Below are 11694 nucleotides of genomic sequence, written 5' to 3'. Positions count from 1 at the left end.
GATCCGACATGACGAGCTCGTGCTCAGGCGCTCAGCCGCTTGGCCAGCGTCGGTAGCGACCACCCGACGAGTTCGCTGGCGGAGGTGCGGGTTGCCCCGGCCCTCAGGAGAGCGGCGGCGACTGCCGGCCGGTCCTCGCGAGGGATGTACGGAGTCGGGGTCTTGGATCGCCACGCCGCGACGCAACGCTCAACCAGGATTTCGTCCACGATGTGTTCCCGGTCGTCGTCGGGGAGCTCAGCAGGGCGCGCGTGGGGGTCGTCGATCGTGTCCTCGTCCCACGCCAGCGGCGGAACCCACCCCTTGGCGCGAGCCAGGCGACGCGCCTTCGTCGATGGCCCGCCCTCTGGGTGAAGCTGCAGCTCGGTGAAGACGGCGGCAACGCGCCGTGCGGCGGCAGCGGTTAAACCGCGGTCCTCGTGGTTGATGAAGTAGTTCAAGTTCTCGTAGACCCAGTCGCAGCGTTCGGCGAGCTCACGCTGCGTCCACCCGACGGCGACAAGGCTGCGCAGCCGCCGGCGGCTACCGGTCCCATCAACGTGCGCCTCATCGGCAGCGTCGAGGTAGGCGGTGTAGACGACGCTCGGGTCCAGCGCCAGGATCGCGTCCACAACCCGACGAGATGCCTGGAGCCCCTCGCCGCCCGGATGGTTCTTGAGGCGCTGCAAAACGCACGGGTCGGTATAGATGCGGGCGGCGATCTGCGCGAGGGGCATCCCTGCGTCGACGAGCGCGAGGACGCGGTCGCGAGCAGCGTTGGCGTCGACGTAGCCGATCTCCCACTTGCCGTAGAGGCTCATGCGCTTGCGGTACGCAACGTAGTGGCGCTTGCATCGGCCACGAGCAACGGGGGGTCGGTCGCAGTCGTCGTGGCTGCAGAGCACGGTCGGGGCAGTCATGTGGGGGTTCCTCTTCGGCGGCTCGGTGAGCGATCCGTACCAGGTCCGGGTGGGTTGTCGGCGTAGATCGTCTCAGCCGCTCTTGCCGGTGTGGTGTCCTGCGAAGGGAGCGGTGCGGGTCAGCGGACGCAGTCGATGTTGTCGTCGATATACGCCACGAGACCTGGGGCGGTTCCCCACCGCTGCACGACTTCCTCGGCGGTCGCGGCGTCTATCGGGGTCCACCACTGCATCTCCCGCATCCGCGTCTCCTTGCCCACGTGTGGCAAACCGGGGAGCACGTACAGGCAGTAGGTCGCCCGCACTGACCGATGCGCGACCACGCAGAGTTCGGACAGCTCGGTGTGACCGTAACTGCGCGCCAGGGTGCCGTCCTCAGTGATCCACCAGCGGCCAGTCGGGTCGGCTAAGCGATCTCGCTCGGGCAGCGGTGGGAGGTCGTCGGCCCAGGCGCCGCAGTAATGGGCCGCGGCGGCGACGCTCATGCCGTGGTGGGCCACGAGGTGTCGGGCGGCGTCGCGGCGGGCGATACGCGCGGTGGTCCACGTCGGCTCGCCGGGGGCCGCTTTCCATGTCCGGTCCAGTTCGTCGAAGACATCGGCGAGGGTGATGCCAGCACTGCTGCAGGTGTCCTCGCAATCCAGTGCCGCCGCCAGTGCCCCGAGGGTGCGCAGCTGGGGCTCACTGTCGCCGACGCTGACCATCCCGTGCGGGGTGCGCACCTGTGCCCATAGCCCCTGAGTGCGTGTGTATCCCCAGTGGCCGCGCTGGCCAGTCAGATCCAACGTGTGCTGCTGGGTCATGGTCACTCCGGGGTAGGCGATGGTGAACGGTGGTTGTGCACAGACCGTATCGCCGGGGTTTGTCGGCTGTGTGAGGCCATTGGGGCCGGCACGTGTCGGGCATAGGATGAGGTATCGGGACATGCAGGGGAGGGGCCAGGTATGACGCAGTCGATGTCGCGAGCGGAAGCGATTCGAGCCGCTCAGGCTGAGCGCGCGCAGAAGGCCGATGTTGAGGACCAGGCAGTCCTCGAGGCCGACTCGCGAACGGGTGAGCGCGCCGAGCCCAGTCCCCGCCCTGCCGCGTCCTCGTCCGTCGCGCGGTCCTCCAAGTCGCCGGCGTTGAAGCTGGCTTCGGGTGTCGCCCTGGCGGCCGTCATCGGCGCCGGCGGCTGGATGGTGTTGGGCAACGCCAGTGGCGACGCCGGCAATGTCCAATCGGTGGCGGCGGAGGAAGATGCCGCCCCGGAGGCGGCTGCTGCGCCGATCGTGGACCGCAAGCCGGTCGCGGGGCCCCAGTCGGGTTTCGACTCGGAGGCGATGTCGGAGTTCGTTGCCGAGCGTGAAGCCGAGGCGGAGAAGCGCAAGGAAGAGGCGCGGAAGAAGGAAGAGGACAAGCGCAAGGAAGAGGAGCGGAAGAAGGCCGAGGAGCGGGAGGCTGCGGCAAGGGCCGCGTCGTCTCCGCCGGCGGCTGCGCGGCAGGCTGCCCCGGCCCCCGCACCGGCCCCCGCACCGGCCCCTGCTCCGCGGTATCAGCCCCCTGTTCAGCAGTATCAGCCGCCAGTGCAGCAGTATCAGCCGCCGGTCCGGCAGGCTGCGCCCGCACCGGCCCCTGCGCCCGCACCGGCCCCTGCGCCTGCCCCGGCGCCCGCACCGGCTCCTGCACCGGCTCCTGCACCGGATGTGCAGCTGGCCCCAGTGCAGGTGCCGAATGTTCCGAGGCTGCAGATCCGGTAAGCGGGCCGCCGGGGCGACTACGGCGCAGATCCCCCAGGCCGGTTGTAGACCTTCACTGCGGTCAGGCTGCCCGCCCCCGAATCGCGCGCGGAACCGGGCGTGGGCACAGTCTTCTCACTGCCTTCCAGTAGTGGCGCAGTAACCGCATGGGCGAAGACACTGAGCACCCGCGACGCCAGGAGCCCGTCCTCGTCGACCAGAACAGTCTGGGGTGACCACGGTGAGGCCGCCCGGCCCCGCCGCTCCTTGCCGGCACTGACCAGGGATCGCTGGGCCTGCTGCGCGCCGTCAACCGCGCCGGCAACTACGGCCACCTCCCCGTGGAACATCAGCGGCGGCAGTTGCTGATGCGCCGCTGACAGTTGCTGCCGCACCTGCGCATCGAACGCCGCGTCGCCGGTGCGGCCCCACTGCCCGCTCATGTCGGCCAGGTCCAGCACCCTGATGGCGGGCCCCTGCGTTGTGGCCTCGCTCGACCAGCAGATGGCTCGTAGGGGCGATGGGGTGGCGGGTTCGGCCAGCAGGGTCGGGCCTTCCACCTTCCCGGTTCGCAGGATGGGGTGAGGGAACACCAGCAGTCCCGTGTCAGGCAGTGCGGCTAGGGCCTTGGCGTCAGGCCCCCGGTATCGGTCGGTGTCGACCATCGCCAGAAGTGCGGCCTGGGAGGTGGGGTCCACCACGACTGGGCCGGCGGTGCGGATCTGTTGCGAGCGCAGTGCGCACAGTCTGCCGATGCGGCGGGCCGTGAGCGACAGTGAATCGTCCGCGCTGACCTCCAGATCGGTGGTGTCCACCCCGTAGAAGGTCGACAGCCAGGCCGGCATCACTTCGGAGATGTCGGCGCGCTCATCACCGCGTGTGGCTGCCCACCAACTCAGCGCCTGCTGCTGCTCTGGCACGTACCGCATCAGTGCGGCCTGATCAGAAGTCAGCCAGTGCGCGAACGCGTACCGCCAGGCCACGGCCTGCCGGGCTGCGCGGCCCGGAGACCAGGCGACCATGCTGTCGCCACGCGAAAGGCTGTCCTGCCAGGCGGTCATTGGTATCCCTCCGGGTTCTCGGTGTCGCTCAGTGCCTGGGTGACCGCGTCGGGCAAGGCCCGCATCAGCGTCTCCTTGGTCGCGGTGAGAGTGGCCGTCGCGGCCGGGAGGTATGCGGGGACGTCTTCGTCGATCGAGATCCACAGCACCCGCACGCCACTTGCGTGCAGATCGTCGATCGCGTGGGCGACCCGCTCCGGCTCTGCCAGCACGCTGTCAGAGATCACCACGACCAGCCGGGAGTCGTCAGGGAAGTGGTCCAGCTCCAGCTGCCCCCGCAGCAGCTCGAGCGACTCCGGCAGCGCTGAGGAGTGGTTCCCGGCGCCGGGAGCGGCGGTCGAAAGCACCGGTACGTGCGTGGTCGAGCCCGACTCGACCAGGTGGGCCGTGGTGTCGAACGTCGACAGTGCAACGGTGCTGCGTGCCTGCCGGGCGCGCGAGGCGGCCACCTCCACTACCCACGCCGCAGCGACGGCCGCGTCCAGGACGTCGTGCATCGAGGGCGAATGGTCGATGGCGATGCCGACCCGCTGGGCGGGGCGCCGCAGGATGCGTCGCTGTCTTCTACGGAACGGGGTCGCCGAACTCGGCAGCCCGAGGTAGGCCTGCGCATCGGACTGCATCGCCTGGCTCATGTCGACCCGCCCGGGCGGGACTGGGTAGGCGACGGTGGCTTCGTCCATTCCGCGGTCGGCGGCCCGGTCCAAGCGTTCCGCGACCGCGGTGGCGGAGTCCTGTTCGACGACAGACGCCTCCCGTAGTGGGTAGGTCACGAGTGGGCGCGAGGAGATCACGGGGAAACAGCTCCAGGGGTAGGCGGTTTGCGGTGCCAGTGATGGTGCCCTGCGCCCGTGCCGCTGTGGTGCCACACCGCCACAGTGGCCCCGCATACTGGGCGCCACACCCTAGCCGCGCACTCCGACACGATGAAGGATCCCCGCCCATGACCTCGACTGCCACTGCCCTGACCACCACGCTGCCCGTCGCCTGGTGGAGACGTAGGGGCAAGGCGCCCCGCGGCGCAGGCCAGCCCGATGCGATGCTGCTGTGGTGTGACCCGGAGGCCGGCCCGCAACTGGTGGCCGCTTACCGAGGGCAGTCGGGGCTGATGCTCTCGGCGGATGCGTCCCTGCTGAGCAAAGAGGCCGGGGAGGCGTTCACCGAGGCGGCGCCCGCGCGGGCGTTCGCCGATGTGGCCTACCTGCAGGTCGACGATGAAGGACCCACGCACGAGCAGTTGGTGCAGCTGCTGGAGGGATCGCCCCCGGCCGCGTCGATGCTCGGTGACCTGGAAGGCAGTGTTCAGGCGGCCCTCGCGGTGCCGGAATTAGAGGCGACACCGGATCCCGAACCGGTCCAGCCCTCCCCCTCGTCCACACCCGCCAGCTTCGCCGGCCCGCTGGAGTCGGTGCCACTGCGCGACGGGCGCGTCTACCGTCCCCGGCCGGTCGGCGACACTACCGATGTGCAGATCCTGCGCCAGGCGCGTGGCTCCCTGTTCACCCGCATCGTGGGCGCGTCGGGCAACGGCAAGACCATGCTCGCCGAGGCGGCGTTCGGAGAAGACCTGATTGTCGTCGAAGGGCACGGCGACCTGGCCGTCGATGACCTGGTCGGTAAGTGGATCCCGCGCGAAGACGGTCCCGGGTACCGGTTCGCGTACGGCCCACTGGCCGAGGCCATGCGTCAGGGCAAGGTGCTGCTGATCGACGATCTGACTCGAGCGCCATCCGACACGATCAACGTGCTCATGGGCCCCGCCGACGACCGTCGGATGCTCGTCATCGACGCACTGCCCGACGAGCCGGTGCTGCACGCCGCCGACGGATTCCACATCGTCGTCACCTACAACCAGACCGGGGTCGGTGTGCGGCCCCTCGATGCGGCAATTCTGCGCCGCTTTCCTCTGCAGCTCGAAGCCACCACTGACTACGGCCTCGTGGCCGAACTGGGTGTCGATGCCCGCCTGGTCCGCGTGGGCCGGCTGCTGGCTGCGCGGGCCGCGGTGGCGGGCCAGTCCGGGCGCCGGCCAGGGTGGGCGCCCCAAACTGACCATCTGCTCAAGTCGCAGAAGGCTCTCGACATGGGGATGGGCGTCCAAGTCGCGGCGTCGATGCTGTTCGCTGCGTGCCCGGAGCCGCAGCACCAGCCTGAGGTGCTCGACGTCCTGGTCGAGGTGTTCGGCTCGCCCGTCGGGCCACTGGTGCAGCAGGAGCTGCAGTGACCGGGCTTCCCCGGTGGGCGCGCCCGACCCAGGTCGGGGAGGCAACGACACTGCTGGTGACGGTTTCCGGGCCCGGTGGGTTCGCTGAGTCCAGGCGCGTGGCTACGGCCGCGTATGTGTGGGCCCGCCAGTGTGGGGCTCCCGTGCCCGACATCGGCCGGGTCTGCCGTTTCGGCCGGGATGTGGTGGTGCCGTTCTGCGAGGAGCTCTCCGGCGAGCTCATCGAGAAGTTCAGTGCCGACATCGTCGAGATGTACGCCACCGGCAGCGACACGGCCCTGCTGGGCGCGAACACGACAGGCGCCGAGGTGACGTCGGTCCAGGCGATTTAGGCGATCACCCAGTCAACGATCTGGGTGTTGGCCAGCTTGGCGGTTGCGACAATGCCTACCGCGTCCACGAGCATGTCCAGCTCCCGACGTGCGAAGACACGGCGCATCGGCTGCGGGTATGCGCGGCACACCGCGGACCAGGAGCCAGCGGTGACGGTGCCGTCGTGGAACACCACCACCGCGCCGTCGGGGTGCCGCAGTGCAGTACGGATGTGTCCGGTGGCGATGAAGTGGTCGTCACTGTCGCCGGCGAGGGAGTTGTCGGCGAGGGAGATACGGATTGGCATGGAGGCCCTCCGGGGCGCTGGCCGGATGCGCGCCCTGCTTGGCTTCGCTGGGGAGCGCCGGTCTGCACACCAGCATGCCTGCTCGACGCGTGTGTGGCTAGAGCATCGACGGCTTTCCGACTAGTCGCCGGTAACACCTTCCAGGGCGCCGTCTGCGGTGAAGTGGGCGGTGACTTGCCACTGATTGGCCCAGCTCAATCGCATCGCCGTGCGGTCGCGGCGCTCCTGGCGGGTCAGTTTCCTCAACGTGGCGTACGAACGGATTGCGCGTCGTGCGTTGTGAGGCGCAGTGGTCCAGTGGCTCGGGTCGAGGGTCTGTCGGACGGTCGCCGGTGTCGGGTCGGGCAGTTCGAGGGCGGGGTGACGTAGCGCCCCGTGCATGACCATGCCGTCCACCCCGAACGCGAACGACGTCCACCACCGGTGGATCGACGATGCGCCGATGACGAGCCGCCGGGCGTCTCCGGCTTCGAGCTCCAATCGCGGGGTGGTGAACACCGGCATGTTGCGGGCCTGGCCGAAGCGGTACGCGGCCTCGGCCTGGATCTGGCGGCCACGAGTGACGTTCGGTGATGCCCACGCCCATTCCCAGGTGCCGGCTTTGACCACTCCGATGATCTGGGTGTCGCAGTCCAAGCTGCGGCGTCCCTCGAACTGGGAGGTCCCCAGCGTGGGGATGAGTCGCCACCGGGGTGTGGCGCCGACCAGCGATACGAAGTGCAGCTGGTGCTCGTGCGCGAACAAAAGGCCCCGGTCGACGGCGTCGTCGAGAGTTCTGCGAGGTGGGGCGGTCGTGGCCACGGGGTTCCTCCGTCGTGAGTGTCTGACGATGAGGGTAAGGGTGCCTCGTGTCGCCCCGATCGAAACGTAGAGCGCCCCAGCCTGTGCGGTGGGGCGCTCTACTCCCGCGCATGGAACCCACCCCTGGGAACCCGTGCGGGAAGGCTCGATGAGCCGTGCGGCCGAGTGTAGACGAGCCCCGGGCCGGTTTCAGTGGCTGCCGGCGCCGACACCGTCGGGCTGTTCCGCGAGTTTGGTGTCTGGCCGATCGGGGCTCGGTGGTGGGCGGCTGGCGGGGTGCAGGTCGCGCGAGGGCCTCTGGAGAGGCGACCGCAGTCTGGGTTCGCACCGACTGTGGGCTCGGGGCCGGGGAGGGCAGGTCTGGGCGCGTACCGATCACGGTGGTGATGGATCGGACCCGGGTGTCGGTACTGGTCGACCGCGCGTACATGCGGCCCCGGTTGGGGGCGTGTGCCTAGCGGAGATCTGTCGTGGGGTTCCTCGGTGCGGGGTCCGGGCTCCGCAGCGCCGAGGCCTATCGCCTTCGGTGTTCCGGGGAATAGGGTTGGCCCTCACCCGGGCGGAGGTGAGGGCCAACTTCCCCAATGCAGTTAGTATCCGATGGGCTCGTAAGTCATTGTGAGCCGGAGCGATCTTCGCAGCGAAAACGTCCGAGTACCGCGCGATCAGATTACATCTGTAGCTTCAAATGCGCACCACACACATTTTCATTGCACGCACTGGCAATGTGTGTTTTAGTTTCTCCTGCTATCCGCTTTTCGAGAAAGGCTTTTTATGGATTCGTCAACCAATGTGAATTACGTCGTTGAAGGGCAAGGTCCGGCCCTAGTAATGCTCCACGGCTTCTTCATGTCGACCGCCCTATTCGACAACCAAGCCGCCCTCTTCTCCAAGACCCACACCGTGATCCGGATCGACTCCCGCGGCCACGGCGACACCCCTCACGGGGCGACCCCCTACAGCTTCTGGGACCAGGCCGACGACGTGATCGCCGTGATGGACGCCGAAGGGGTCGACGCAGCAACCATCGTCGGGCACTCGCAGGGCGGGTTCATCGGCCTGCGCATGGCGCTGGCCCACCCCGACCGAGTCTCCGGGCTCATCCTGATTGCCAGCGAGGCCGGACCCTCCCCCGAGCTCGAGCAGCAGTCCTACCGCGAGCTGTTCGCCACATGGGACTCCCAGGGGCCCACGCCCGAGCTGACCGGCCCACTCGCCGAGCAGATCATCGGAGACCCGCAGGTCGCAGCGTCCTGGTCCGCCGTGTGGCAGCAACGCCACGGCATCCCGGTCGCCCCGGCAGGCGACTGCCTGCTCAATCGCGACGACATCACGTCGCGGCTGGGAGAGATCACCTGCCCGGCGCTCCTGGTTCGCGGCTCAGGCGATCAGGCCATCAGCGCTGAGCGTGCCCAGTCCCTGATCGACCAGCTGCCGGCGCTGACGGCCGCGGTCACGGTGCCGGGCGCGGCTCACACTCCGCACGTGACTCACCCCCACGTCGTCAACACGGCGATCTCCGCGTTTCTCGACTCCTGCAGCAACGGCTAATTCGGCACCCGCACACCGAGATACATTTGCCAGCCCGCAGTAGCGGCCGGGGGGCTCCACAAGTTCACGTCCAGCCGGAACTTCGATCCGTCATCAGGATCGCAGATCCGCTGTGCCGGGTCTTCTCGCCCCAAAGTCGGATCGGCGCCGTAATACATCTCCCGAAACTCGGGAATGTGATCGAGCCTCCCGAATACACGGTCGTATTCTTCGCGCACGGACTGCAAAGCCGACAGAGAACGCGCCCACGTGACTGTTAAATGGGTCTCTTCATACCAATCCAACATGATGTTTTTCGCATCAGGGCATTCCAGGAGCCAAAAAAGCACATTCCCATACTCTTTGATTCCCCGAAACACCCGGCGGTACTCACTATTGGCATAAAGAACATTCCAGGCGAGGTCGACATAACCCGCCAGATGGGGTGCCAGCGAGTCGACATACGTGCGTTGCTCCGGAGTGATGGCCGGGTCCTCCAACGCGCCAGCCAGACCCCACGGCTCTCCTCCCGCCAAGGTCAACGCATGAGAGACGTGATGCTCCGACGCCCCAACGGCATGAGCCAAGGCCAGCACGATCTCCGTGGAAACATTGGTGGCGACGTCGCGCTCGATCTTCTCGATGTACGACGACGAGCACTGCGCCAACGCCGCCACCTCGTCACGTGACATGCCCTTCCTGCGGCGAGACTTCGTTGCCATCCGTAGAGGCAGATGACTTCGATCAGTTCGCTCCCGAAGGTCACGCAGAAATGCGCCGAGGGTCTCCCTCTGCGTCGCCATCAGTCACCTCGCACCTTTGCATCCCCCGCGATTCTCACAGTACGGCCCCCAGATTGATTCGGTGCGTCCATCATGACCCCCGAACCGGGAACAGCTCGCCTTCAATCGGACTCCCCGAAACGGAAGGCCACGCTCGACTATCGACCCTGCCGGCATGGCTCAATCTCTCGTCCCCCTGCCAAGCCGGGACGCGGGTGCCCTCACGCCACACCCACGCCGCATCAGCGCGACTATCGCACAGCACTGCGACATCACCGGCGACCCACGAAGACAACGCCGGCTCGGCATACCACTGGCCCCGCTCGGCCCCCTCCACGCCGGCCCACACCAACGCATCGACCGACCGACGGAGGCACCAGTCCGACAGCAGCTCTTCGGCCACCAGATGCTGTACCACCGTCTCCAACTCCGCTCCGGGCACGCACGACCCGATCGCCGGCATGCGCGCGCACTCCGCAGCGAACTCCGCGCCGGCGGGTTTGAGCTCCACCCACGGCAAGTCGTGCCCAGAACCTACGGCCGTCGCCGCAATCCGCCCGTCCGGAGCCACGATCGCGCACCGATAGTCCTGGCCGTCGAGCATCACCGTCGGCCGCCACCGCGAGCTGGGCACGTACCTGCCCGTGGCGGGAAGCATGACGAACTCCAGCGACCCGAGGGGGTGCACGATGTCAGGAGCGCCGGGGATGAAAAGGCCCGCACTGGTGGCTGCATCCTTCACTGCGTCCTCCTGCCGGCGGTCGACGGATCCGCCAAACAGCTGGGTCGGCGGTGTGGCTAACAGTGTCGCGCCACCACGTGCCGAGCTCACAGGGGACTCATCCAATGCGCGTCCCGCTGATGGCCGGCTTCGCTGATCGCTGCAGCAACCCGCGCCGCCCACTCCGTCGGGTAGTGCAGGGGCGCATCGACTGATGCGAGCAGGGTGCCAGAGCCTCGCTCGCGACGAACGTCCTGGTTGGGCATCCACCACACCCACGTCGTGGAAGAGGTGACCGCCACTGCCTCCCAGAAGCCAGTGGTCTTTCCGTCGTCCTTGTGGGAGACGCGTACTCCGCGGTCCTCGCCGATGTCGATCAGTCTTCCGGTGAACCGTCCCGGGAGGGCGGCTGCGAGATGCCGGGCGTGCTCCTTGCCGAGCAGCATTGCAGCGGTGATGGCCATGACAGTGGGTTCCTTTCCTGCGTCTGTAGAGCGCTGCGGTTGCCGCGCTGGCCACACGCTCCCACCTGGTGTGCCGAGTGCAGCAGTTGGCGACTGGCTGCCCGGCCTGCCTGGTCGTTGATAGGTCAACGCGACAGTGGTCGCTAATCTGTCCATATGTCCGATGAACAGCGCCGGTTAGGCGAGCATGTCGCCGCCCGCCGTCTCGCTTTGGGCCTTTCATACACCCAGGTTCACCAGCAGGGTGGACCGTCGGATACCCGCACTCGGGCGATTGAAAACGGCACTGGGCCGGCACTGCGCTCGTCAACCCTCGACAAGCTCGACACGGCGCTGCGCTGGGCTCCCGGCTCAGCCCGAGCCGTCCTCAATGGCGGAGACCCCGTCCCCCTGCCTGCATCCCCAACGAAAGAGAACGTGCCACGCATGTCTCTCGACGAGGGAAAGTTCCTGGTCTCCAACAACGAGATCGCCCAGATGGTCGCCAGCCTTCGCGAGTTGGATCGCCAGTTTCAGTCCGCCAACAACGCGGTCCTGGCGGATCCCGAGCTGCACGGCGCCTACATTCGGCACACCGGCGTGGTCTCGACAATCGTGGGCCATTGGGTCACTGGCTTGCTCGAGCGAAACGTCCACGCAGATCACTCGCTGCCGCCGATCCTGGAACTTGCACTGGGCCCGTACCTAGATGCCGAGATGACCCACGACCGTTCCGACGCCGAAGAGCAGCTGTACCGCCGCTGGCTTGCTGGTCGGGACGTCCCCCTCAGCCCGGAGCAACGCGCGGCGTTTTCACAGCGGCTGGAGGCCGCAAGACCGGGCCACTAGGAGCATGGGTCAGTAATGGCTCGAAGCGCGCCGAGAGTACGGCGGAG

14 protein-coding genes are annotated in these 11694 nt (G+C 67.7%); 5 read left to right on the top strand and 9 right to left on the bottom strand.

Features of this window, described 5'->3' with window-relative positions:
* Positions 1-23: 23 nt before the first annotated feature.
* Both C3V38_RS16645 and C3V38_RS16640 read right to left on the bottom strand, forming a co-directional pair.
* Positions 24-899 carry a hypothetical protein gene (locus tag C3V38_RS16645; protein ID WP_129591229.1) on the bottom strand — a complete coding sequence of 292 codons (876 nt, stop codon included), beginning with the start codon at positions 897-899 and terminating at the stop codon, positions 24-26.
* Between the two features lie 119 nt (positions 900-1018).
* Positions 1019-1702: a hypothetical protein gene (locus C3V38_RS16640; protein WP_106386811.1), complete on the bottom strand. Its 684-nt coding sequence runs from the start codon at positions 1700-1702 to the stop codon at positions 1019-1021.
* 141 nt (positions 1703-1843) lie between these two features.
* Between C3V38_RS16640 and C3V38_RS17805 the strand changes: the two genes are divergently transcribed.
* On the top strand, positions 1844-2638 hold the full coding sequence (locus C3V38_RS17805; RefSeq protein ID WP_217354176.1) for a hypothetical protein: 795 nt from the start codon (positions 1844-1846) through the stop codon (positions 2636-2638).
* 17 nt (positions 2639-2655) lie between these two features.
* Here C3V38_RS17805 and C3V38_RS16630 read toward each other — a convergent pair whose 3' ends face one another.
* Both C3V38_RS16630 and C3V38_RS17695 read right to left on the bottom strand, forming a co-directional pair.
* Complete coding sequence (locus C3V38_RS16630) at positions 2656-3678, bottom strand: hypothetical protein (RefSeq protein ID WP_106386810.1); 1023 nt, start codon at positions 3676-3678, stop codon at positions 2656-2658.
* A complete protein-coding gene (locus C3V38_RS17695; protein WP_165001191.1) occupies positions 3675-4472 on the bottom strand; it encodes a VWA domain-containing protein in 798 nt (265 codons plus the stop codon). Before C3V38_RS17695 ends, C3V38_RS16630 begins: the two co-directional genes overlap by 4 nt.
* 149 nt (positions 4473-4621) lie before the next feature.
* Between C3V38_RS17695 and C3V38_RS17690 the strand changes: the two genes are divergently transcribed.
* The gene (locus C3V38_RS17690; RefSeq protein ID WP_165001190.1) at positions 4622-5902 is read left to right on the top strand and encodes an AAA family ATPase; all 1281 of its coding nucleotides are present in this window, start codon (positions 4622-4624) and stop codon (positions 5900-5902) included.
* Between the two features lie 143 nt (positions 5903-6045).
* Positions 6046-6234 carry a hypothetical protein gene (locus C3V38_RS16620; protein WP_106386809.1) on the top strand — a complete coding sequence of 63 codons (189 nt, stop codon included), beginning with the start codon at positions 6046-6048 and terminating at the stop codon, positions 6232-6234.
* On the opposite strand, the gene C3V38_RS16615 is transcribed toward C3V38_RS16620, so the two are convergent.
* Together C3V38_RS16615 and C3V38_RS16610 are read right to left on the bottom strand one after the other, a co-directional pair.
* Positions 6231-6521, bottom strand: coding sequence for a hypothetical protein (locus tag C3V38_RS16615; protein ID WP_106386808.1), 291 nt, complete (start codon positions 6519-6521; stop codon positions 6231-6233). The genes C3V38_RS16620 and C3V38_RS16615 overlap by 4 nt on opposite strands.
* A 120-nt stretch (positions 6522-6641) precedes the next feature.
* Positions 6642-7322 (bottom strand): DUF6882 domain-containing protein, encoded by a 681-nt coding sequence (locus C3V38_RS16610; protein WP_106386807.1) that lies wholly within the window; start codon positions 7320-7322, stop codon positions 6642-6644.
* A gap of 774 nt (positions 7323-8096) precedes the next feature.
* Between C3V38_RS16610 and C3V38_RS16605 the strand changes: the two genes are divergently transcribed.
* Positions 8097-8873 carry an alpha/beta fold hydrolase gene (locus C3V38_RS16605; RefSeq protein WP_106386806.1) on the top strand — a complete coding sequence of 259 codons (777 nt, stop codon included), beginning with the start codon at positions 8097-8099 and terminating at the stop codon, positions 8871-8873.
* On the opposite strand, the gene C3V38_RS16600 is transcribed toward C3V38_RS16605, so the two are convergent.
* The 3 genes from C3V38_RS16600 to C3V38_RS16590 form a co-directional block, all read right to left on the bottom strand.
* Positions 8870-9655, bottom strand: coding sequence for a helix-turn-helix domain-containing protein (locus tag C3V38_RS16600; protein ID WP_106386805.1), 786 nt, complete (start codon positions 9653-9655; stop codon positions 8870-8872). The two genes, C3V38_RS16605 and C3V38_RS16600, sit on opposite strands and share 4 nt — an antisense overlap.
* Before the next feature lie 70 nt (positions 9656-9725).
* The gene (locus tag C3V38_RS16595; RefSeq protein ID WP_106386804.1) at positions 9726-10376 is read right to left on the bottom strand and encodes a hypothetical protein; all 651 of its coding nucleotides are present in this window, start codon (positions 10374-10376) and stop codon (positions 9726-9728) included.
* 86 nt (positions 10377-10462) lie between these two features.
* Positions 10463-10819: a hypothetical protein gene (locus tag C3V38_RS16590; RefSeq protein ID WP_106386803.1), complete on the bottom strand. Its 357-nt coding sequence runs from the start codon at positions 10817-10819 to the stop codon at positions 10463-10465.
* 156 nt (positions 10820-10975) lie between these two features.
* Here C3V38_RS16590 and C3V38_RS17435 point away from each other — a divergent pair, with 156 nt between their 5' ends.
* The gene (locus C3V38_RS17435) at positions 10976-11647 is read left to right on the top strand and encodes a helix-turn-helix domain-containing protein (RefSeq protein ID WP_129591228.1); all 672 of its coding nucleotides are present in this window, start codon (positions 10976-10978) and stop codon (positions 11645-11647) included.
* Positions 11648-11694 lie beyond the last annotated feature (47 nt).

The organism is Dietzia sp. oral taxon 368, from assembly GCF_002999155.1.
GTDB lineage: Bacteria > Actinomycetota > Actinomycetes > Mycobacteriales > Mycobacteriaceae > Dietzia > Dietzia cinnamea.
This window is presented reverse-complemented; position numbering and strand designations above follow the sequence as displayed.

What these genes read in the sequence shown, in the direction of transcription:
- C3V38_RS16640 (WP_106386811.1), bottom strand. Translation starts at nt 1,702, where the DNA reads ATGACCCAGCAGCACACGTTGGATCTGACTGGCCAGCGCGGCCACTGG.
- C3V38_RS16645 (WP_129591229.1), bottom strand. Translation starts at nt 899, where the DNA reads ATGACTGCCCCGACCGTGCTCTGCAGCCACGACGACTGCGACCGACCC.
- C3V38_RS16590 (WP_106386803.1), bottom strand. Translation starts at nt 10,819, where the DNA reads ATGGCCATCACCGCTGCAATGCTGCTCGGCAAGGAGCACGCCCGGCAT.
- C3V38_RS17690 (WP_165001190.1), top strand. Translation starts at nt 4,622, where the DNA reads ATGACCTCGACTGCCACTGCCCTGACCACCACGCTGCCCGTCGCCTGG.
- C3V38_RS16615 (WP_106386808.1), bottom strand. Translation starts at nt 6,521, where the DNA reads ATGCCAATCCGTATCTCCCTCGCCGACAACTCCCTCGCCGGCGACAGT.
- C3V38_RS17805 (WP_217354176.1), top strand. Translation starts at nt 1,844, where the DNA reads ATGACGCAGTCGATGTCGCGAGCGGAAGCGATTCGAGCCGCTCAGGCT.
- C3V38_RS16630 (WP_106386810.1), bottom strand. Translation starts at nt 3,678, where the DNA reads ATGACCGCCTGGCAGGACAGCCTTTCGCGTGGCGACAGCATGGTCGCC.
- C3V38_RS16605 (WP_106386806.1), top strand. Translation starts at nt 8,097, where the DNA reads ATGGATTCGTCAACCAATGTGAATTACGTCGTTGAAGGGCAAGGTCCG.
- C3V38_RS17435 (WP_129591228.1), top strand. Translation starts at nt 10,976, where the DNA reads ATGTCCGATGAACAGCGCCGGTTAGGCGAGCATGTCGCCGCCCGCCGT.
- C3V38_RS16600 (WP_106386805.1), bottom strand. Translation starts at nt 9,655, where the DNA reads ATGGCGACGCAGAGGGAGACCCTCGGCGCATTTCTGCGTGACCTTCGG.